The following is a 21,327-nucleotide window of genomic DNA, read 5'->3' on the forward strand; positions in this document are numbered from 1 at the left end:
CATCATTTCGTTAATTATGAAAAACAAACTTCTTTCCGTCTTCGCTTAAATGAACATTAGGGAAAATTTCTTGTGCTTCATTTAAAAACAATTTTTTATCGGAATATCTTGACGAATAATGCCCCAAAATAAGCGTTTCCGCGTGGGCTTTTTTCGCGGTCAATCCCGCTTGAAAGGCTGTGGAATGCATCGTTTTGGTTGCCAAATCATTATGTTGTTTTAGAAATGTAGATTCGTGATAAACCACCCTCACCCCCTGAATCGCATCAGCTAATGCTTCAAAATACAGTGTATCACTACAATAGGCATAACTTTGCGGAGGAATTGGGTCGAAACTTAAAAGCTCATTTGGAACCACTTCTCCATTTTCTAACTCAATATCTTTTCCATTTTTTATATTCTGATAATCACAAATTTGTATTCCGTAATTTTGAATAGCATCTATATTCAAACGACGTTCGGTTTGTTTTTCCTGAAATAGAAACCCGTTAGTATAAACACGATGTTTCAAAGGAATAGTCCGCACTTGTACTTTTTCATCATCAAGCAATATTTCGGAAACCTCTGATTCCAATTCGTGGAAATGTATGTAAAAAGACGACCAAGCTCCGCCTAATTTCAGCAGAAGTAATATCGCTTCCTTGATGCCTTTTGGTCCGTAAATGTGTAATTCGGTTTCTCTTCCCAAAAGTTGAAAGGTGGAAATCAGCCCTGGTAAGCCAAAAAAATGGTCACCGTGCAAATGCGAAATAAAAATATGTTTGATGCGTGAAAATTTAACATTAGCATTACGCAGTGCCATTTGCGAACCTTCCCCGCAATCAATCAAAAACAAATGCCCTCGCATTTCCAAAACCTGCGAAGACGGACGAGCATTTGCCCGAGGTGTAGCACTATGACAACCTAAAATAGTGATTTCCATCAGATACCTAAATCTCGTTGAATTTCTTCCATTTCAATAATATCGTAAGCCTCTTGTAATGTGGGAGTTACATTTACTTCATTAGGAATATTTCCGTACGTAATCTCATCATTTACAATAACAATTGACCTTTTATTCGTTTTATTATGAAATTTTGAAATCTCAACAAAAGGCTTTAAATCCTTATTTTCCAAATCTTTAACAGACAATAAATCTAATATCAAATGGAATGATTTTAAATTTTCATCATTTTTAAAATTTGAAATAAAATCCGAAAAATCTGATTTTGAAATCTTTAAAACTTTTATATCCTTTTCTTTAGTCATATTAAAAAACTTGGTTATGATTGATTTATTTTTGAAGCCAACAGATAAATTACTGCCATTCGGATTGCGACTCCATTTTCGACTTGCTGAAGAATTACAGATTGCTTAGAATCAGCAACTTCACTGGTAATTTCTACTCCTCGATTAATCGGTCCTGGGTGCATTACAACGATTTCTTTAGGTAAAGAATCCAATATTTCTTTGGTAAGTCCGTATTGCTGAACATACTCGCGTGTGGAAGGGAAATAGCTGATATCCAGACGTTCATTTTGTATCCGAAGCATATTCGCCACATCGCACCATTCCAAAGCCTTACGCAAATCAGTTTCAACTCCAACGCCGAGCTCGTGTATATATTTAGGAATGAGTGTTTTTGGACCGCAAACTTTCACTTGAGCACCTTGCAATTGCAATGCAAAAATATTAGACAACGCCACTCGCGAATGCAATATATCTCCCACAATTACAACCTTTTTACCCGCTACATCTCCCAATTTTTCCCGAATGGAATACGAATCCAGCAAAGCTTGTGTGGGGTGTTCGTGAGCTCCGTCTCCTGCATTTATGATGGAAGCCTTTACGTGTTTCGACAGAAAAACTCCAGCCCCTGGGTTAGGATGTCGCATAACTACCATATCTACTTTCATTGCAAGGATATTATTCACCGTATCTATCAGCGTTTCTCCCTTAGTCACAGAGGATTGCGATGCCGAAAAATTGATAATATCTGCGGACAAACGCTTTTCAGCCAACTCAAACGAAAGTTTGGTTCGAGTACTGTTTTCAAAAAATAAGTTTGCAACGGTAATATCACGCAGTGAAGGAACTTTTTTTATCGGTCTGTTGATAACCTCCTTGAAATGGTCGGCGGTTTCGAAGATTAATTGTATGTCTTTCTCTGTCAGATATTTAATTCCCAATAAATGATTTACACTTAACTGACTCATATTGTTGTATATACTTTTTTGAAGAAGATAAAATCTTCTTAATCCTTATCCTTTATTCATAATATAAATGGCGTCTTCACCATCGTTTTCTTTCCATTTTACCACAACGCGTTCTTCATTAATCGCATCTACTTGCCTTCCTTTGTAATCGGGCTGAATAGGCAAATGCCGACTGAAACGTCTGTCGATAAGTACCAAAAGTTCAATTTCAGATGGACGTCCAAAGGACTGAATCGCTGTGAGTGCTGCACGAATGCTTCTTCCTGTGTGAAGCACATCATCAATAAAAACCACTCGTTTGTTCTCGACAATGAAATCAATTTTGGTAGAATTTGCCTCCAGAGGCTTAGTCCCTCTGCGGAAATCATCACGGAAAAAGGTGATATCTAGCAAACCCAAGGAAATATTTTCAATTTTGTATTTCTCTTCAAGTAGTGCTACCAAACGCTTTGCCAAGAAAGCACCTCTTGGTTGTATGCCAACAAAGGCTGTATTTGAAAAATCTCCGTGATTTTCAATCAATTCACACGCCAACCGATTCAGAATTACGTTGATTTCTGCATCAGAAAGCAATTGTTTTTCATATGTATTTTCTGTATTCATCATTCATTTTTATAAAACAACAATAATAACCATCTTCATTTTCTACTTTTTAATGATTAAAAAGTCAGATTTTGTAGGTTCTTTTGTGCATCTGTATTACCTTCATTTGCAGCTTTTTGAAAAAGCTCCTTTGCCTTTAATTTATTCCCCAACATATAATAGCACGAAGCTTGAAAATTATTTATCAAGGCATTTGCAGGTGTTCCCAATTCTTCCATTCGGGAAAAGTCTTTAATTGCATTTTGATATTGTTGGGTGTAATAATAACTGATTCCTCTCAGCCTAAGTGCTTCATTATGTGCAGGAACCTTGTCCAAAAAGTTTGTAAATTCAGTGATTGCCTTTACATAATCTTTTCGTTGATAGAACTGAACTGCACCGTTAAAAATTGGTGTAAACTCCTGAATATTAAATCTTGATGTTATCTTACTTCGGTTATCTGCAATTGTTTTATCATTAGGCAAATATACGAAAGCTGTATCTAATGTTGCCTTTGCTTCTTCTATTAAATTGTTTTTTTCTTGCAAATACGCCAACGCGTTCCAAGCCTGAGCTTCTTTTCTCTTAGCTCTTTCGCTGTCTCTATCAACATCTACGTGCAACGATTCCTTCAAGATTTGCTTCCATTTAGGTTGCTCTTTATGGGAATTATTTAAGTTTAAAAACTCTTTCCACAATTCAATCGATTCCTTTTCCCTTCCCATATTGTTCAAAGCATAGGCTTCTAAATTTGTGTTTCCGAAGAAGTTAGGCTTTATTTTTCTGGCTTTGTTTGCATACTTGTAGATGCTATCAAATTTTTTGTTTTCCTCCATAAAATAAGAAACAGCTATAAAATACTCTTTACGTCCGTCCCAAGGATGATAATTTATTGAAGAAAGAATTTCACGTGCTTCTGCAAATTTCTTTTCATCAATCAAATAACGAGCTTTTTCAACATCTACAGGCTCAGCAACCGCCGTTAAGTTTGGTACTTTAGGATAGTTTTGCACCAAATATGCTGATGGTGATTTCGCTTTTCTGATACCTTGTTGCTCTTCTTTAATCATTCGTTGGATTTTTGAAGAGTCGAAATACATTTTTTCAACCAAAACATTTGCTAGATTCACCATAATTGCTGCAACAGCTACAACTCCAATAATAGACAAACTAATTTTTCTAAACTCTCTAACTCCATTTCTGCTAAAATAAATAACAGCGAAAGCAACTCCCAAACCTACATATATTGCAAAAAGCGATTGTATTTCAGGTCGGTCTTGCGGAAAGTTAAAAAAAGCATCAAACGAATATGAAAATAATCCTAAAAGAGGCAAAAACAGCCACTTCTCCTGCTCTTCATTTTTGTTCTTATATGTTGCTCTCAAAAAATAATACGCCATTAACAGAAATATACTCAAAAAAGCTAATCCTGAGATAATTCCAGTTTCTGAAGTAAGTTCAAGAAAATCATTATGAACCTTGTACATATAAATGTAATGTGGACTATGTGAATTTTCATATTCAAGATACCGCACCTTCCAATTGCCTATTCCTACTCCCAAAATAGGGTCATTCGGAATCATTTCAGTAATGGTCGTTGTCCAAGCTGTTTTTCTGAGATTATTACTTATATTTTCCTCATCTGCAATTGTTGCCAAACGAGCTGTAAAGCTGGTATTTTCCCGAACCGCTTTCGGGTACATAACCCCTTGAACAAATGAAAACACCCCAAAAGCCAACGCTACAAAGAGAACGTGTGTCCCAACATTAGTCGCTGTTCGTTTTCTTTTCAACAAAAAATAATTCAGTAAGACATAAACTACTAAAACAAAAAGAACAATAAAAGTGGCTATGTAAAAAGCACGTGTACTCATAAAAAATACTGAAAGTGTGCCAAATACAATTCCAATTCCTCCTAAAATTCGTAAAGTCTTTTTCTTGAAATAAAATAGCCAAATTGCAAACGGAATTTTAATAAATATAGCCGAAGAAAGTATATTTTTATTTGAGTATGAAGATTTTATATCCCCATCAGTTCCTGTGCCTTTAATTATTTTTGATACACCTTCAAAAGTTTTCAATGAATCGTAGAAAAGCAAAATTATCATTGCAACCGCCAGTGAAGTAACCGCTTTGGGATTATAAATCACCAATGCTGAAACCATCCACGCAGCAGAAAAAGCCGTAAAAACTTTAAAAAAATGCAAAATTGCTTCTTCCACGTTAATCACTTTAGTGAAAGACAATATTGAAAATAAAATAATTACACTATATGCAATCCCTATCTTATTAGTAAAAAAACCGAATAGTATCTGTGATTTTTCTCTGAAATCTTTAATAAAAAACAATAAAGCTACCGTAATCAGATTCAAAATAGCGAAAGTATAGAACTTAGGTGCATTGGAATCGAATGCTAACCAGTTAGGAGTAAGCACAGTAACATAACCATACGCTATTAATAGAACAGTCGTTAACAAATTCATCGAAGTATTTTTCTTTGGAGATGAAATACCCGAAATAGTTGCTTTACTCTCCTTTTCCGTATTGCTTTTTTTATTTTTTGACTTCATACTTCTTAATTAAAAGTTTGATAAATCTAACAAAAATATGCGTTTTGTGTATGTAATTTAAACCCTACAAAGTTAATATTTTTTTGTTCGCTTTTTATTTCTGAAGAAAAACTTCAGCCATCATACAACGTGCACTTCCGCCACCGCAAGTCTCAATAGTTTCTAAATCAGAATGTAATATTTTGCAGTGCTTCTCTATTTTTTTTATCTGCTCTAGATTTAAACTTCGATACGCCGCACCACTCATCACAAGGTATGCTCCGTCTTTTCCTTGCACCTGCAACATATTTCCTGCAAATTGATGCATTTGTGCTTCGGTAATGGCAATAATTTCTTTACCATCTTCTTTTAAATGAGCAATCACATTCTTTTGTTCTTTCTTATCTTTAATAGTATCCAAACAAATGATAGCAAACGTTTCAGCTACGGACATCATCACGTTGGTATGATAGATAAGTTTTGAAACTCCATCTACTTTTTGATATGCCTTGAAAATTACGGGCGTGTACTCAAAATCTTCACAGAACTCGATAAACAATTCCTCATCAGCACGAGGCGATAACGCACAATACGCCTTTCGGTTTACGCGGTCTAATATCATTGAGCCCGTTCCCTCTAAGAAAATATCATCATTCTCAGCTTCGGTGTAATCATACACATTTTCAATAACATACCCCTTTTCCTCAAGTAAGTCCAACACGTCTTCTCTACGCTCTCTCCTCCTATTTTCAGCGAACATCGGATATAATGCAATATTCCCCGTTTGATGAAAACTTATCCAGTTATTCGGAAATATCGAGTCCGGCGTATCTTGTTCCTTGATATCATCAACTACGATGACGTTCACACCAATATTTCGTAACTTCTGAGCAAATTCGTCAAACTCCTGCTGTGCTTTCTTATTGATTTCTTCATTTTTCAAGTCAATCTGTTCCTGAAAATAGTTGTTCACTGCTGTTTCTTCATTCATCCGAAATGCTACGGGACGAACCATCAATATAGTATCTGTTATTTGTTTATTCATTGGATATTTTTATTATTTTTTATAATAGATTTTTATTTTTTGTTATGATGATTTCTTTGCTTTCTAAAAATATAATACATTTTTTATACATCCCCCTACCCCCTTTAAAAGGGGGAATTATAGAAACAAATTATTTCAATTTAATCAACTTACCTCCTATTCTTCTTTCTCCATTACTCTTCTTATTTTATGAACTCCCTACTCTCTGATAAGCGGTAAGGTAGAACATCGGAGCAGTCCCTCTTGTTTTGAAATTTCATAGTACGGGATTTCCTCCACCACGAAGCCATTATCTCGCAACCAGTTATTTAAACGCGTGAATTTCCGTTCCGAAACCACCACATCGGGAGCAATTGAGAAGATATTGCTATACATATGGTACATTTCGTCTCTTGTGATATGAAATAGGTTCTCCTTTCCGAAAAGTTCTAACAAATATACATAATCTGCCTCTTCACGAAAGCCATTTTTGTAGATAATTCCTTTATTTCTGCCCACAGGTTGAAAACAACAATCCAAATGTAACGCATTATCCCTCGCTTCTAAGTTAGATTTCACCAAATCAAACTCTTTTACGATTTTATTTGGGAATAATTCCTTAATAAATTCTACACCTTGCATATTAGTTCGGGCAGTGATGTAATTTTTATAGTCACTCCCTTTATAAGTTCCTATGAAGATGTGTTCATTCCAAGGCATTACGTCCCCACCTTCGATATGTACTTCATCAGGAGGAATAACTACTTTCGATTTTTCGATTTTGTTCACAATATACTCAATAGCCTGATACTCATTTTCTCTATCAGGCAATATATTTGCTTTGATGAAAACATCATCTATCACAAAACCAATATCACGAGTGAAGATTTGGTTACAATTCTCGATGATTTCAGGTCGATATACCGTAACTCCATACTTTTCCAGCACACTCCTGAAAGCTTCCATTTCAGCCACCATATCTTTTTCGATAGGATACGTCCCAGCTTTGATATGCTCTAATGATTTTGGGTCATACGCCTCCTCAGCTGTCGGAGTAGCTCCATTACTTTGAGCAGTACCGAGGATAACTGCTTTTAGTCGGTTCGTTTCGTTTTTAATATTTACCTTTAACATAATAAATATGATTTTTCTTTGTTATATAGCAATTTTAGATTCTAATACTCTTAACTTATTTAGGATAGTTGGATAGATTAAGGACAGTTTACTTCACATTCATTTCGCATATTAACTTCAAATCGCTTTCCATCGCGTTCTACAGTTAAAGTCCCTGTTTTATCATTAAAATAATCATCTACCCAATCGTATTGTATTGGGATAATTTCTTCTCCTTTTGTATTTATATACCCTTGTTTTCCATTTATACCTACCTTTGCGATACCTCCAAGAAAGTTTCCTGATATATTATCATACACTAACGGAATTATTTCTTTTCCTCTTTTATTTATAAATCCTTTTTTACCATTTTGAATGACTGCTACTAATCCATCAGAGCTTAACCTTCCTATATCATCATATTTATATGGCACAATCAATCTTTTTCTTTTAAAAATCCCCCACTTTCCGTCTTTTTTTATCGCTGTTAATTTCTTATTTAGCCTTTTTGTATTTTCATCTCCTATAATATGTAACTCCTTTCCTGCACTATCAATCAAATAAGTCACGTTACCTTTCATCACTCTTGCAGTCCCATTATTGAAAGGATAAGCTCTATCATAAATCATCGGGATTACTAATTTACCTTGCTTATTTACGTATCCGTATTTTCCATTCATCTTCACGTAAGAAAGTCCTTCGCTGAAAGTATCTACAAACTCATAAATGGTTGGAACAATAACCTTCCCAGAAGTGTCAATCGCTCCATCTTCATCTCCACTTTTTATCACAGCCATTCCATCACTAAACGAATAAGCAAATCTGAATTTCAAAGGAATAACTTCACGCCCCTTTTTATCGATAAAACCTGTTTTACCTTTTGATGTTACTCGTGCAAACCCTTCAGAAAAGTCACTAATTATATCATATCGTAAAGGAACTATCATATTTCCTGACTTATCCATAACACCTACTTCTTCATTTTCAACCCATACCATTCCTTCAGAGAAATCACCTACTCTATTATAAGCAATTGGTATGATTTCTTTTCCTGTTCTATCAATAATTCCCATTTTTTTCTCTATAGATACTTTACCACCTCCATTTTTAAAGCTCTTTGCTGAAGTATATTGAGGAATGATAATCTCTTTTCCTTTAATATTGATATAACCATACTTATTATCACGTTTAATTAGAGCTAACCCGTCAGTAAAGTCTTCAAATCTATCATAAATAAAAGCAGTTCTCATCTTACCTCTTTTATTTATCAATCCCCATTTGTTATTCTTTCTCACCCAAGCTACTTTTCCTTTAAAAGTTTTGACTTCATCAAACTCAAATGGGATAACTGTTTTCATTCTTTTATTAACATATCCCCATTTTCCGTTAAGCTTGGCTATTTTTCGATTATTACTTAAATGATACGACACATAATCATATTTATTAAACTGACCATACGACAAGAAAGGAATAAAACATAACAGCAACAGTACAATACTGATATATTTTTGAGTTATCTTCTTCATACAACAAACACCTTATAAATTAATTTACTTAATTACTATACTTATTTTTAGTTTTCGCATATTATTTTCTTCTGCTCTTATATTATTTTGTAATTTCCTTTCTTATTTTTCTTTAGTACGATACTTTTTTTGTGTTTTCCTTACACTTTTTACTTAACACTTATATTATTTTTCGTATTTCTATACTTATTTTTTGTTTTACTATATTTTTTTGTTTAGTTTTTATCTTATTCTCTGAATTTTGCTACATATTTTAATTTAAACTATACTTTTATATCGAAAAACTTTATTTATTTTAATTGATAGATAGATTTTTTGTCGTTATAAATTGCTTTTTTAGTTTGATAGACCTATTTTTTTATTCAAAAAGAAAAAAGCCCCGAACAAAACGAGGCTTTTTAATAGGAATTTGTTGTTATCTTTTACTGATATCGACAAATTTTCGTTGTGTTTGCCCAACATAAATCTGTCTCGGTCTCCCGATAGGTTCATTACCTTGTCGCATTTCTTTCCATTGAGCAATCCAACCTGGCAAACGTCCAATAGCAAATAGTACCGTGAACATTTCCACGTGCATTCCTAACGCACGATAAATAATTCCTGAATAGAAATCAACATTCGGGTACAAATTTCTCGATTTGAAGTAATCATCTTCCAAAGCTACTTTCTCTAAATGCTTAGCGATGTCAAAAATTGGGTCATCAATGCCCAAAGAATGTAAAACTTCGTCCGCAGCTTGCTTGATGATTTTAGCACGTGGGTCAAAATTCTTGTACACACGATGCCCGAAGCCCATAAGTCGGAATGGGTCGTCTTTATCTTTTGCCTTGTTGATGTATTTTTCCACATCGCCTCCGTCGGCTTTGATATCCTCTAACATTTCCACAACTGCCTGATTTGCCCCCCCGTGTAACGGACCCCAAAGTGCCGACACTCCTGATGAAATGGTTGCAAAAAGCCCCGCGTGTGATGAACCCACCAAACGAACCGTTGATGTAGAGCAGTTTTGCTCGTGGTCGCCGTGCAAAATAAGCAATTTGTTTAAAGCACTCACCACTTTCGGATTCATCACGTATTTTTCCGTAGGAATTGAGAAAGTCATCTGTAAAATATTCTCAATATAGCCTAATTCGTTATTATAGTAATTAAGCGGAAGCCCCTCACGCTTACGATACACCCAAGAAGACAATACCGGAATTTTCGCAATCACCTTACAAACAGCCTCATACACATCTTTTTCACAAGAAACGTCCACCGATTTTGGATTGAACGCTGTTAAGGCACTGGTAAGCGAGGCTAAAATCCCCATTGGGTGAGCTGTTTTGGGGAATCCGTCCAAAATGCCTTTCATTTCCTCGTGAACCAAGGTGTATTTATGAATGGTTTTGATGAACTTGTCATACTCTGCTTTAGTTGGTAACTCTCCGAAAACTAATAAATAAGCCACTTCCAAAAACTCAGCCTTTTCAGCTAACTCCTCAATATTATAACCTCTGTATCTTAGAATTCCTTTTTCTCCATCCAAGAATGTAATCGAACTCTTACAAGCCCCTGTATTTTTATACCCTGAATCCAAAGTAATTAAACCTGTTAAAGCTCGTAGTTTATCAATATCTATTCCTTTTTCATTTTCGGTTCCCACAACGATTGGGAACTCATATTCTTTTCCTTCAAATGTTAGTTTTACTGTTTCCGACATAGTGTTATAGTTTAATTAGAAATGTTTTAAACGTTGCTAATATATAGTTTTTTTTTCAAAAACCAACTCTTTTTTAAAGTTTTTTCAAAATTAGAAAATCAAAATCTATTTAATTTATTGATTATCAAAAGAAACAACACTTCTACTTTCAAAACTATCGAAAGCTTTATCAATAACTCTCATAACATTTACAACTTGTTCAATCGGTGCAGGGTTAGATTTCCCATAAATCATAAACTCGTACAAATCATCATAAAAATTCATATAATTTCCATTTTGGGCTGTTGTTTCCTCCCGAAAATCAAATGTATGTAAAACACCATTAGGATTAATTATTTCAGGAAGCCATTTCTCTTTTGTAGGTTCCGCTCCCTTAACCAACTCATATTCCTGACTATCAAATCTTTGTTGCAAAAAACTGCCTTTATCTCCGTGCAAAACATATTCCCATTGTTTTTCTTTTGCCATTGTAGATGATTTTAATCGCACTCGAAGTTCATTTTCGTAGAACAAAATCAGCTCGAAATAATCATTCGTTTGTGTTTTCTCTCGAAAAAAGCCTAAATCAGCAAAAACCGATTTTGGTTTGCCAAATAGCTGAAGAGCTTGGTCAATTAAATGAGCTCCCAAATCGTGCAAAGCTCCTGAGCCTTCCGATATTTCTTTATGTGTTTTCTCACTGATTTGCGTACGAAATCGGTCAAAGCGAATCTCAACTTCTTTTAAATTTCCTAACACTCCACTTGCTGTAATTTCTTTTACTTTTAGAAAATCTCCATCGTACCTTCTATTCTGATAAACACTTATGAGACAATTACTAATCTTTACCAACTTATGAAGCTCTTCCGCTTGTAACGCATTTACAGTCAATGGCTTTTCCACCAAAACATTTTTACCTAACTCTAGTGCCTTTTTCACATAATCAAAATGTGTTTGCACAGGCGTATTAACTACAATTAAGTCAATTTCTGAATCATTAAGTAACTCATTATAAGAACGATATAATTTAGAATCTGAATATTTTTCTCTTGAATCGCTCTTATATCGTTCTACGATAGCGGTTAGCCTAAAATTTGGATTGTTCGATACAAAAGGAGCGTGAAACACCCTTCCACTCATTCCAAAAGAAGCCAATCCTACATTGATTATTTTTCTCATTGAATTCTTCTTAAAGTATTAATTAACAATGGTTAGTCTCACAACCAAACCTTCGTTTGAACGAACATTAAAAACTGTATCGTCTTCAAAAATAAGATATTGACCTTTAATTCCTGTTAATGTTCCTTCGTATGTAGGTGTATTTAATAAATTTAGTGTTTTTATCTGTTTTGGATATTTTTCTACAGGAAAATGTATGTGTATTTCTTCTGTTTGAATAAGATATGGTTCTATTTCCTTTGGAATAAAAGGCAACAAATCTAATTTAACTTTCTTTAAATTAATGTTTTCAATGGAATTTGTAAGCATTTTTCTCCAATTGGTTTTATCCGAAATATGTTGTTTTAAAGCCACTTCTGTAACTCCTGCCAGATACCGATTTGGTAACTCTGCAATGACCAAAGCCTCGTGAGCACCTTGGTCTATCCATCGTGTGGGGGTTTGTGATTTTCGAGTTACCCCGACTTTTACACTACTTGAATTTGCCAAATAAACATAATGTGGTTGCAATTGCATACGTTTTTCGTAATCTAAATCGCGTTCTTCGATATTTAAGTGTGCTTTACTCAATTCTGGATGCATAATCCAATCGGCTGCCTGAGGGACTTCGAAAAAACATTTTTTACAAAATCCTTGACGGAAAATAGGCTGCTCACTTCCACAATTCAAGCATTGAAAGTGTGAGAAAGACAATTTGATTTTTCTATTAATCAACTCATTAACAACCAAAAAATCATTCTGAAGTTGTAAGTAATAACGAACTGGATTACCTATCTCAGTAAGCATTTTTTGTAATACACCTTGAAACATATTTAATTTTTTTTTTAACTTTACCCGATTTTAATAAAATTTGACCTCTGTGATACAAATGACAGATTTTTTTCAAAAGTAATAAAAAAATGCCATTAACACTATTCAATTCTATAACTTCGTGGTTTTTAAAACGGCGTATTGACCAAATTGAGCAATTTACGAAGAATCCCCATCAAACTCAAGAACGTGTTTTGTTGGAATTATTAAATACTGCAAAAGATACCGAAATTGGAAAAAAGTACGGATTTTCAGACATAAAAAACTATACTCAATTCGCAAGAAATACTCCTTTAGTCACTTATGAAGATTTTGAGCCTTTCATTGAGCGGGCAAGAAAGGGTGAACGCAATATTTTTTGGAATACTCCTATCAAATGGTTTGCAAAAAGTAGTGGAACCACCAATGCCAAAAGCAAATTCATTCCTGTAAGTGAAGAGGCATTACAGAATTGTCATTACAAATCAGGAAAAGATATGCTTTGCCTATACCTGAACAACAATGAAAACTCTAATTTATTCAAAGGAAAGAGTTTAAGACTCGGCGGAAGCAAAGAACTTTACGAAGAAAATGGAACATTTTTTGGCGATTTATCAGCAATTTTGATAGAAAATTTACCTTTTTGGGCAGAGTTCAGTTGCACTCCAAGCAACAAAGTATCACTAATGAGCGAATGGGAAAGTAAGCTAAACGCAATTGTAAAAGAAGCTCGAAGTGAGAACGTTACAAGTATGGCAGGAGTTCCCTCGTGGATGTTAGTTTTGTTAAATCGTATCTTGGAAGAAACAAAGAAGGAAAATTTACTAGAAATCTGGAAAAACTTAGAAGTTTATTTTCACGGAGGAGTGAGTTTTATCCCTTATAGAGACCAATATAAAAAAATCATTCCTTCAGAAAGTTTTAGATATTACGAAATATACAATGCCTCTGAAGGTTTCTTCGGAATTCAAGACCGGAATAACTCAGACGAACTGCTTTTGATGCTTGATTATGGAATTTTTTACGAATTTATCCCAATGGAGACTTTTGGAACAAATCAGCAAAAAGTAATTCCTCTATCTGAAGTTGAACTTGAAAAAAATTATGCAATGGTAATCACAACAAACGCAGGGCTTTGGCGTTATATTATTGGTGATACTATTCGTTTCACTTCTATCTCACCATATCGTATCAAAATTACGGGACGAACAAAGCACTTTATCAACGTTTTTGGTGAAGAACTCATCATTGAAAACACAGAAAAAGGATTAGAAAAAGCTTGTAAAGCAACTAATAGTGAGATAATTGATTACACCGTAGCTCCTATTTTTATGCAAGACAAACTAAAAGGTGGCCACGAATGGATTATTGAATTTAGCAGAAAACCAAGCGATATTGAGAAGTTTACAGAAATTTTAGATGAAGAATTAAAAAAACTAAACTCGGATTACGAAGCAAAACGCTACAATAATATGACTTTGAATATGCCAAAAATTCATATCGCTCGAGAAAACTTATTTCACGACTGGCTAAAAAATAAAGACAAGCTTGGCGGACAAAACAAAGTTCCAAGATTATCAAATAATCGCCAGTATGTTGAAGAACTACTTCATCTTCAGTCAATAAGTCAGCAATTATGAATGGAATTGTTTACAAATCTACTGGAAGTTGGTACACCGTAAAATCCTCAGAAGGAGTATTCTATCAATGTAGGATAAAAGGAAGATTTCGAATTAAAGGCATCAAAAACACCAATCCTGTAGCTGTTGGTGATTATGTCAGTTTTGAACTTGAAGAATCAGGAAATGGTGTAATCCAAGAAATTCACGAGCGTAAAAATTACATTATTCGAAAGTCAGTAAATCTTTCAAAGCAAACACATATCATTGCTTCAAACATTGATGTAGCTTTTTTGGTTATCACACTGAACAATCCTCCAACCTTTACAACATTCATTGATCGTTTTTTAGTTACTGCCGAAGCTTATCGCGTTCCTGTGGTTCTTCTATTCAATAAAATTGATTCTTATAACGAAGAAGAATTGCTCGAAATAAAGTATTTAGCTTCGATATATCGTAAAATCGGTTATGAATGTTTAGGAATTTCAGCTATTAGTGGCAAAAATATTGACAAAGTAATTGATTTAATGAAAAACAAAACTTGTGTCATTTCTGGACATTCCGGCGTTGGAAAAACAACTTTAATAAATGCCATAGCCCCAAATCTGAACCTAAAAACCAAAGAAATCTCAGAACAACATCAACAAGGTCAGCACACTACAACTTTTGCAGAAATGTTTGACCTTGATTTTGGAGCAAAAATAATCGATACTCCAGGTATAAAAGGTTTTGGCATTGTCGAGATTCAAAATGAAGAACTAAGTGATTTCTTTCCTGAATTTTTTTCTCTAAAATCAGAATGTAAGTTCAACAATTGCCTTCATATCGACGAACCAGATTGTGCTGTGAAAGAAGCCTTAGAAAAAGATGAAATTGCTTGGTCTCGTTATAGAAGTTACTTACAAATTCTGAGAGGAGAAGATGAAAATTACCGAATTGGCGAAAAACAAAAATAAAACATAACAACCTGATTTAAAGCAAAATAAAAAACATAATTCTAAATAAAGTGTTTTTTATTAAAATATATTTTATCCACCCAAAAAAAAGTTATACATTTGCCCTTTAATAATTTCATACACGCACTACAATGAGACAGAAAAATTTAACAAAAAAACTAATGATTGCTTTGTTAGGAGTAGTCCTATTTGTGAGTTGTTCGAAAAACGAAAACGAAACTGAACAAGCACAAGAAGCTTCAAAAATAACAGCACGAAGTGCTGAGCAGCAATCTATTGAGACAACAGTGGCTAACTTTTATGATTGCCTAAAAAAGCTGAAATACAGTGGTTTTTCAGACTTTTTCTATGACAACTTCTTTTTACCTTCTACAGCTACTGGAAACAAAACTTGGTATCAGTATTTAGATGGTAAATTCAGAGAGCAATACGTTAAAGGAAGTTTTGTTTATGAAACTCTTTTAGGGACTTACACTTGGAATAACTCTACAAAAATGTGGGATAAAACAGCTAACAGCACAAACGTTACTCTTCATTTCCCTGAAAACAACGCTACTTCTTCTAACAATGCAATGTTAGTTCTTGAAAACTACACAAGTTTGAACATTGGAAAGAACAGCTTACCAACAAAAGGTAAAGCTACGATAACTGTTAACAACAAAAAGATTATTGAAGTTGATATGCGCAAAATTGAGTATGGACTTATTCCTACACTTATAAATAGTGCTGATATCACAATTTATGGAGCTCCTTTCACAACAGTTATTAAGTTAGAAAAAAATGGTCTTGCTTACAATCTAACTTCAAATACTTCTGCACCTGATGGATGCACAACAACTGTAAAAGGAGTTATTAATTTAACAAATAATTCTAATATATCTACTGATAATGTAGATTTGAAAACAATTGCGTTTGAAAACTTCAAAGATTTAGAATTTAGCGTTAACTTCGAGGATTTAGAACTTAAAGCAAAAGCTGACATCGCAGGACTTAAATCTTTAAACAAAAATGTTTATTCTATTGAAGATATAAATAAGTTTGTAAATGTTGATGTTATAAGCTCTGGCAAAAAAGTTGCTAATTTAAGATACAACGAAGATAACAATGGAAAATATGATCCAGATGTAGTTTTCCTTGATGGAACAACAAACAAAGCTGAGTCTTATTTCTCTTACTTCTCTAAAAAAGTAAAACACGTTTTCAGAGTAATATTTGGTTTAGAAAAATAATATTGTTTTCCGAAATAAAATAAAAAAGCTGACTTTTTAAAGTCAGCTTTTTTATTTTAAAATTCTATCGTTTTATTTGTCAGTCAATAATTTTAACTAGTTCAACATCAAAAATAAGAAGTGCATTTGGTGGAATTATACCTCCAGCTCCCTGACTACCATAAGCTAAATCGGGCGGAATTACAAAACGAGCCTTGTCTCCTTCACGAAGTAATAAAATACCTTCGTCCCAACCTTCAATTACACGCCCTACTCCCACGGTAAAAGTTAATGGCTGATTTCTACGATAAGAAGAATCAAAAACCGTTTTATCAAGTAGCATTCCCGTATAATGAACCGCAACTTCATCTCCTGCTTTAGGTTTCTTTCCACTTCCTTGATTAGTTATCTTGTAAAACAGCCCACTTTCTGTTTTCTCAAAACCTGCGGTTTCAGAAGCTAATACTTGTTCTATTTTCTTGCGTTCTTCAGCTATTCGCTTTTCTTTTTCAGCATTAAAGGTCTCAAAAGCCTTTACTGCGTCCCAGTTTTCTGCTTCTTCACCTACTCGAACAATGTTGATTTCTTCAATTTTATCACCTTGAACAATGCTATCCACAATATTTTGCCCCTCAACCACTTGACCAAAAACAGTGTGTTTCCCATCTAACCAAGGAGTTGGAACGTGTGTGATAAAAAATTGACTTCCGTTAGTACCTGGACCCGCATTAGCCATTGACAAAACACCTGGTTTGTCGTGCTTTAGCTCCGAAACAAACTCATCATCAAACTGATAACCAGGATTTCCTGTTCCTGTTCCTAACGGGCAACCTCCTTGAATCATAAAATCAGGAATCACCCGATGAAATTTCAACCCATTATAGTAAGGTTCTCCAAGAGATTTGCTTGTATTTTTTTGTTTTCCTTCCGCCAATGCGACAAAATTCCCCACTGTACCAGGGGTTTTGTCATACGTTAGTCTAACCAAAATTTCTCCTTTGGTTGTCTTAAATTTTGCATAAATTCCGTTCTGCATTTCTTTTATTTTTAAAAATATCTCCGCAAAAATAGCGAAGATTTGAAAAAGGAACAAATAAATTCTGCTTTACAATAATCTTTTAGCTAAAATGTTTTATATCTTTGCCTTAAAAATAATTTTATTCTTAAATAAATTACAAAAAATGCACTTTTTACCTCAAAAAATAGAAAATTACGCAACACAACACTCCGAAGAAGAACCCAAACTTCTGCAAGAACTATCACGTCGCACACATCTGAATGTATTACAACCCAGAATGTTAAGTGGTCATTTTCAAGGGCGTATATTAAGCTTACTTTCAAAAATGATTCAACCAAAGACCATTTTAGAAATCGGAACATATACAGGATATGCTACCCTTTGCTTAGCAGAAGGTTTACAAAAAGAAGGAATTTTACACACAATCGACATAAAAGAAGAATTACAAGATTTGCAAAGAGAATTTTTTGACAAAAGTGGTAAAGGAAACCAAATTATTCAACATTTAGGACAAGCTATTGATATTATTCCAAAATTAGACACCAATTTTGATTTGGTTTTCATTGATGCTGACAAACAAAATTACGCTAATTATTTCGATTTAGTCATCAATAAAATGAATTCTGGTGGAATAATTCTCTCGGACAATGTACTTTGGAGCGGAAAAGTTGTAGAGGAAATCAAATCAAATGATAAACAAACCAAAGCACTATTGGCTTACAATCAAAAATTAAAAGAGGATTCGCGTGTGGAAACTGTACTCTTGCCTATTCGCGACGGACTAACCATATCAAGAGTAATTTAAACTGGAACTTTTATTCCAAAAAGATTACTTTATTAAAATTATTTTCCATACATTTGTTACTTATGAAATAAAATAACATAAATATGTCAAAAAAAGCAACTATTATTTATACGAAAACAGACGAAGCTCCTTTTTTAGCAACACATTCTTTATTGCCTATCGTTAAGCGTTTTACAAAATCTTCTGGCATTGATTTTCAGTTGAAAGATATTTCACTTGCGGGGCGTATTTTAGCAAACTTCCCTGATTTTCTGAAAAAAGAACAGCAAGTGGAAGATGCCTTAACCGAGTTGGGAAAATTGGCAACTGAACCCGAAGCAAATATCATAAAACTTCCTAACATCAGTGCTTCCGTACCTCAATTGGTTGCAGCTATAAAAGAGTTACAATCAAAAGGTTATGACCTTCCCAACTATCCTGAAGAACCAAAAACAGAAGCCGAAAAACTCATCAAAGCTCGTTACGACAAAATTAAAGGAAGTGCCGTGAACCCTGTGCTTCGAGAGGGAAATTCAGACCGAAGAGCCCCAAAAGCTGTAAAAAACTACGCTAAAAAACATCCGCATAGTATGGGAGCTTGGTCAAAAGATTCACTGACAAAAGTAGCAACAATGTCCGAAGGGGATTTCTATCATAGCGAAAAATCTGTTACGATGGAAAAGCCTGATAATGTTAAAATTGAATTAACGACAACTTCGGGCGAAAAAATCGTTTTAAAAGAAAAAACCACCCTGCAAAAAGGCGAAATCATTGATGCTGCAGTAATGCGTAAAAAAGCACTACTTGCATTTTTGAAAGAACAAGTACAACTGGCTAAAAATGAAGGCATTTTGTTTTCATTGCATATGAAAGCCACAATGATGAAAGTTTCTGACCCAATTATTTTCGGACACGCAGTACGTACTTTCTTTGCCGATGTTTTTGAAAAACACGCTGATACATTCAAAAAAATAGGAGTTGATGCCAATAACGGATTTGGTGATGTGATTGCTAAAATTGCAAATTTAGAAGCTTCTGAAAAAGAAAAAATAGAAAAAGACATTCAAATTGCGTTAGAAAATGCTCCTGATTTGGCAATGGTAAATTCCGACAAAGGAATTACTAACTTACACGTTCCCAGCGATGTAATCATTGACGCTTCAATGCCTGCAATGATTCGCAATTCAGGAAAAATGTGGAATGCAAAAGGAGAAACACAAGACACTTTGGCTGTAATTCCCGATAGTAGTTACGCAGGTATTTACAAAGAAGTTATCGCTTTTTGTAAAGAAAACGGAGCTTTTAACCCTACCACAATGGGAACAGTTCCAAACGTTGGTCTAATGGCTCAAAAAGCAGAAGAATATGGTTCGCACGACAAAACCTTCGAAATTTCACAAAATGGTGTGGTAAATGTTATTAGCGAAGACGGAACTATATATCTATCACAAAATGTGGAAGTTGGAGATATTTGGCGTATGTGTCAAGTGAAAGATGCTCCTATTCAAGATTGGGTTAAATTAGCTGTTTCAAGAGCTAAAGCCACACAAACACCTGCTATTTTTTGGTTAGATGAAAAACGTGCCCACGATGCTGAACTCATCAAAAAAGTAACAAAATATTTAGCTAATCACGACACAAACGGACTGGAAATCAAGATTCTTTCACCAGAAGAAGCTACTCTTTTTACACTAAAACGTTTGGTTAAGGGCGAGGACACCATTTCAGTTACAGGAAATGTTCTGCGTGATTACTTGACTGATTTGTTCCCTATTCTGGAACTCGGAACAAGTGCCAAAATGCTTTCCATTGTACCTTTGATGAATGGAGGCGGATTGTTTGAAACAGGTGCTGGTGGTTCTGCTCCAAAACACGTGGAACAATTCTTGGAAGAAAATTATTTGCGTTGGGATTCACTTGGAGAGTTTTTGGCTTTAGAAGTTTCGCTGGAACATTTGGCAAACACATTCAATAATCCGAAAGCACTTATTTTAGCAAATACGCTGGGAGAAGCTACCGAAAAAGTTTTGGAAAACAACAAATCTCCACAACGAAAATTAGGGCAATTGGACAATCGTGGAAGTCACTTTTACTTAGCACTTTACTGGGCGGAAGCCTTAGCCTCACAAGTTAAAGATACCGACTTATCAAAAGAATTCGCCCCAATAGCTAAGCAACTAAAAGACAACGAAGAACGAATCGTTGCAGAACTTGCCGAAGTTCAAGGAAAAAGCATCAGTATAGAGGGTTACTATTCGCCTAACGAACAAAAAACATATGCTGCAATGCAACCAAGCGGTACTTTTAGCAGAATTCTTTTTTCATAAACTTGAAACAAATTTTTTAAAGAGGTTTTTCATAAAAAAAGGACTTTCTATCAACAGAAAGTCCTTTTCTCACAATGCATATAAATACTACTACTAACTCCTAATTATCTTTTTTCAACAAATTTCCGTCTTTGTCAAAATAAGCAACAAAATCTTGTGAATTGCTATCTACAGCCTCAATTTTGTACTCTTCTTTTGCATTTACATACGCTTTTTTGATACTTGCACCTTCATAGGTTTTCTCAAAAGCTTCAACCACAGCTGCAGGGAGCTTATCTTTCACGATTTCAGTATACTCCTCCTCTTGAACAGCAGCAACCGCCAATTTTTCAATTTCTACATTTTTCTCCTGTGCGAAGGCTGTCATACTCCCTAACGCCAATACGCTTAAAAACAAAGTTTTTTTCATAAGTTCTAATTTTTAATTTAAGTAATTGTTTTTTTCTGCTTAGTAAAGATTTTAATTTGTAATTTAGTTTTTTCTAATTTTTTGTTTTAACAACAATCAATTGACTGCAAATGAGTAATTTTTTTCTAATTTTTTGTTTTGTACTAATTTTATTTATACCAATCTTATGCTACTTTTTCAAAAGTTTTCCAACCTTCTTACAAATCTCTGATAACATTACAAACATACTTCTCTGTTTTACAACTCTTTCAGAAGATTTACCCTCTTCCTGAAAAATCATTTCCATTATACCATCATAAATCATAATTGGATTCATATCTGACAGCTTACCTAATCTTGGTGATGTTATGTTTTCTGTTGTCATAATACGT

General features: G+C 34.2%; 19 protein-coding genes. 5 read left to right on the plus strand and 14 right to left on the minus strand.

Annotation, left to right across the window (positions count from 1 at the left end; all coding sequences use genetic code 11):
• Positions 1-10: 10 nt before the first annotated feature.
• The 11 genes from YW9_RS0105545 to YW9_RS0105595 form a co-directional block, all read right to left on the minus strand.
• Positions 11-922, minus strand: a complete 912-nt coding sequence (locus YW9_RS0105545; RefSeq protein WP_018279199.1) for a ribonuclease Z — start codon at positions 920-922, stop codon at positions 11-13.
• Positions 922-1,248, minus strand: coding sequence for a hypothetical protein (locus tag YW9_RS0105550; RefSeq protein WP_013997588.1), 327 nt, complete (start codon positions 1,246-1,248; stop codon positions 922-924). The genes YW9_RS0105545 and YW9_RS0105550 overlap by 1 nt, the downstream gene beginning before the upstream one ends.
• A 14-nt stretch (positions 1,249-1,262) precedes the next feature.
• Positions 1,263-2,195 (minus strand): aspartate carbamoyltransferase catalytic subunit, encoded by a 933-nt coding sequence (locus YW9_RS0105555; RefSeq protein ID WP_018279200.1) that lies wholly within the window; start codon positions 2,193-2,195, stop codon positions 1,263-1,265.
• A gap of 45 nt (positions 2,196-2,240) precedes the next feature.
• The gene (pyrR, locus tag YW9_RS0105560; protein ID WP_018279201.1) at positions 2,241-2,798 is read right to left on the minus strand and encodes a bifunctional pyr operon transcriptional regulator/uracil phosphoribosyltransferase PyrR; all 558 of its coding nucleotides are present in this window, start codon (positions 2,796-2,798) and stop codon (positions 2,241-2,243) included.
• A 56-nt stretch (positions 2,799-2,854) separates the two neighbouring features.
• Complete coding sequence (locus YW9_RS0105565; protein ID WP_018279202.1) at positions 2,855-5,347, minus strand: O-antigen ligase family protein; 2,493 nt, start codon at positions 5,345-5,347, stop codon at positions 2,855-2,857.
• Positions 5,348-5,441: 94 nt separating this feature from the next.
• Positions 5,442-6,371: a citrulline utilization hydrolase CtlX gene (gene ctlX / locus YW9_RS0105570; protein WP_026193847.1), complete on the minus strand. Its 930-nt coding sequence runs from the start codon at positions 6,369-6,371 to the stop codon at positions 5,442-5,444.
• 198 nt (positions 6,372-6,569) lie between these two features.
• Entirely contained in the window at positions 6,570-7,484 is a 915-nt protein-coding gene (locus tag YW9_RS0105575) for a dimethylarginine dimethylaminohydrolase family protein (protein WP_018279204.1), read from the minus strand.
• Between the two features lie 77 nt (positions 7,485-7,561).
• Positions 7,562-8,989 carry a WG repeat-containing protein gene (locus YW9_RS0105580; RefSeq protein WP_018279205.1) on the minus strand — a complete coding sequence of 476 codons (1,428 nt, stop codon included), beginning with the start codon at positions 8,987-8,989 and terminating at the stop codon, positions 7,562-7,564.
• 415 nt (positions 8,990-9,404) lie between these two features.
• Positions 9,405-10,688 (minus strand): citrate synthase, encoded by a 1,284-nt coding sequence (locus tag YW9_RS0105585; protein ID WP_018279206.1) that lies wholly within the window; start codon positions 10,686-10,688, stop codon positions 9,405-9,407.
• A gap of 114 nt (positions 10,689-10,802) precedes the next feature.
• Entirely contained in the window at positions 10,803-11,846 is a 1,044-nt protein-coding gene (locus tag YW9_RS0105590; protein ID WP_018279207.1) for a Gfo/Idh/MocA family protein, read from the minus strand.
• A gap of 18 nt (positions 11,847-11,864) precedes the next feature.
• Positions 11,865-12,656, minus strand: coding sequence for a DUF2797 domain-containing protein (locus YW9_RS0105595; protein WP_018279208.1), 792 nt, complete (start codon positions 12,654-12,656; stop codon positions 11,865-11,867).
• Positions 12,657-12,745: 89 nt separating this feature from the next.
• On the opposite strand from YW9_RS0105595, the gene YW9_RS0105600 reads away from it, so the two are divergent.
• From YW9_RS0105600 to YW9_RS0105610, 3 genes are all read left to right on the plus strand, one after another.
• Positions 12,746-14,275: a GH3 auxin-responsive promoter family protein gene (locus YW9_RS0105600; protein WP_018279209.1), complete on the plus strand. Its 1,530-nt coding sequence runs from the start codon at positions 12,746-12,748 to the stop codon at positions 14,273-14,275.
• The gene (gene rsgA, locus YW9_RS0105605) at positions 14,272-15,210 is read left to right on the plus strand and encodes a ribosome small subunit-dependent GTPase A (protein WP_018279210.1); all 939 of its coding nucleotides are present in this window, start codon (positions 14,272-14,274) and stop codon (positions 15,208-15,210) included. The genes YW9_RS0105600 and rsgA overlap by 4 nt, the downstream gene beginning before the upstream one ends.
• A 131-nt stretch (positions 15,211-15,341) precedes the next feature.
• Positions 15,342-16,439, plus strand: a complete 1,098-nt coding sequence (locus tag YW9_RS0105610; protein WP_018279211.1) for a hypothetical protein — start codon at positions 15,342-15,344, stop codon at positions 16,437-16,439.
• Positions 16,440-16,518: 79 nt separating this feature from the next.
• On the opposite strand, the gene YW9_RS0105615 is transcribed toward YW9_RS0105610, so the two are convergent.
• Positions 16,519-17,454 carry a peptidylprolyl isomerase gene (locus YW9_RS0105615; RefSeq protein WP_018279212.1) on the minus strand — a complete coding sequence of 312 codons (936 nt, stop codon included), beginning with the start codon at positions 17,452-17,454 and terminating at the stop codon, positions 16,519-16,521.
• A 145-nt stretch (positions 17,455-17,599) separates the two neighbouring features.
• On the opposite strand from YW9_RS0105615, the gene YW9_RS0105620 reads away from it, so the two are divergent.
• On the plus strand, positions 17,600-18,241 hold the full coding sequence (locus YW9_RS0105620) for an O-methyltransferase (RefSeq protein WP_026193848.1): 642 nt from the start codon (positions 17,600-17,602) through the stop codon (positions 18,239-18,241).
• Positions 18,242-18,324: 83 nt separating this feature from the next.
• A complete protein-coding gene (locus YW9_RS0105625) occupies positions 18,325-20,547 on the plus strand; it encodes an NADP-dependent isocitrate dehydrogenase (RefSeq protein WP_018279214.1) in 2,223 nt (740 codons plus the stop codon).
• Positions 20,548-20,647: 100 nt separating this feature from the next.
• Here YW9_RS0105625 and YW9_RS0105630 read toward each other — a convergent pair whose 3' ends face one another.
• Both YW9_RS0105630 and YW9_RS0105635 read right to left on the minus strand, forming a co-directional pair.
• Positions 20,648-20,956 (minus strand): hypothetical protein, encoded by a 309-nt coding sequence (locus tag YW9_RS0105630; RefSeq protein WP_026193849.1) that lies wholly within the window; start codon positions 20,954-20,956, stop codon positions 20,648-20,650.
• Positions 20,957-21,125: 169 nt separating this feature from the next.
• Positions 21,126-21,320 carry a hypothetical protein gene (locus YW9_RS0105635; protein ID WP_155848735.1) on the minus strand — a complete coding sequence of 65 codons (195 nt, stop codon included), beginning with the start codon at positions 21,318-21,320 and terminating at the stop codon, positions 21,126-21,128.
• Positions 21,321-21,327 lie beyond the last annotated feature (7 nt).

This window comes from Capnocytophaga cynodegmi DSM 19736 (assembly GCF_000379185.1).
GTDB classification, from domain to species: domain Bacteria; phylum Bacteroidota; class Bacteroidia; order Flavobacteriales; family Flavobacteriaceae; genus Capnocytophaga; species Capnocytophaga cynodegmi.

Coding starts and splice junctions, on each gene's coding strand:
- YW9_RS0105545 (WP_018279199.1), bottom strand. CDS start 922: ATGGAAATCACTATTTTAGGTTGTCATAGTGCTACACCTCGGGCAAAT.
- YW9_RS0105550 (WP_013997588.1), bottom strand. CDS start 1,248: ATGACTAAAGAAAAGGATATAAAAGTTTTAAAGATTTCAAAATCAGAT.
- YW9_RS0105555 (WP_018279200.1), bottom strand. CDS start 2,195: ATGAGTCAGTTAAGTGTAAATCATTTATTGGGAATTAAATATCTGACA.
- pyrR (WP_018279201.1), bottom strand. CDS start 2,798: ATGAATACAGAAAATACATATGAAAAACAATTGCTTTCTGATGCAGAA.
- YW9_RS0105565 (WP_018279202.1), bottom strand. CDS start 5,347: ATGAAGTCAAAAAATAAAAAAAGCAATACGGAAAAGGAGAGTAAAGCA.
- ctlX (WP_026193847.1), bottom strand. CDS start 6,371: ATGAATAAACAAATAACAGATACTATATTGATGGTTCGTCCCGTAGCA.
- YW9_RS0105575 (WP_018279204.1), bottom strand. CDS start 7,484: ATGTTAAAGGTAAATATTAAAAACGAAACGAACCGACTAAAAGCAGTT.
- YW9_RS0105580 (WP_018279205.1), bottom strand. CDS start 8,989: ATGAAGAAGATAACTCAAAAATATATCAGTATTGTACTGTTGCTGTTA.
- YW9_RS0105585 (WP_018279206.1), bottom strand. CDS start 10,688: ATGTCGGAAACAGTAAAACTAACATTTGAAGGAAAAGAATATGAGTTC.
- YW9_RS0105590 (WP_018279207.1), bottom strand. CDS start 11,846: ATGAGAAAAATAATCAATGTAGGATTGGCTTCTTTTGGAATGAGTGGA.
- YW9_RS0105595 (WP_018279208.1), bottom strand. CDS start 12,656: ATGTTTCAAGGTGTATTACAAAAAATGCTTACTGAGATAGGTAATCCA.
- YW9_RS0105600 (WP_018279209.1), top strand. CDS start 12,746: ATGCCATTAACACTATTCAATTCTATAACTTCGTGGTTTTTAAAACGG.
- rsgA (WP_018279210.1), top strand. CDS start 14,272: ATGAATGGAATTGTTTACAAATCTACTGGAAGTTGGTACACCGTAAAA.
- YW9_RS0105610 (WP_018279211.1), top strand. CDS start 15,342: ATGAGACAGAAAAATTTAACAAAAAAACTAATGATTGCTTTGTTAGGA.
- YW9_RS0105615 (WP_018279212.1), bottom strand. CDS start 17,454: ATGCAGAACGGAATTTATGCAAAATTTAAGACAACCAAAGGAGAAATT.
- YW9_RS0105620 (WP_026193848.1), top strand. CDS start 17,600: ATGCACTTTTTACCTCAAAAAATAGAAAATTACGCAACACAACACTCC.
- YW9_RS0105625 (WP_018279214.1), top strand. CDS start 18,325: ATGTCAAAAAAAGCAACTATTATTTATACGAAAACAGACGAAGCTCCT.
- YW9_RS0105630 (WP_026193849.1), bottom strand. CDS start 20,956: ATGAAAAAAACTTTGTTTTTAAGCGTATTGGCGTTAGGGAGTATGACA.
- YW9_RS0105635 (WP_155848735.1), bottom strand. CDS start 21,320: ATGACAACAGAAAACATAACATCACCAAGATTAGGTAAGCTGTCAGAT.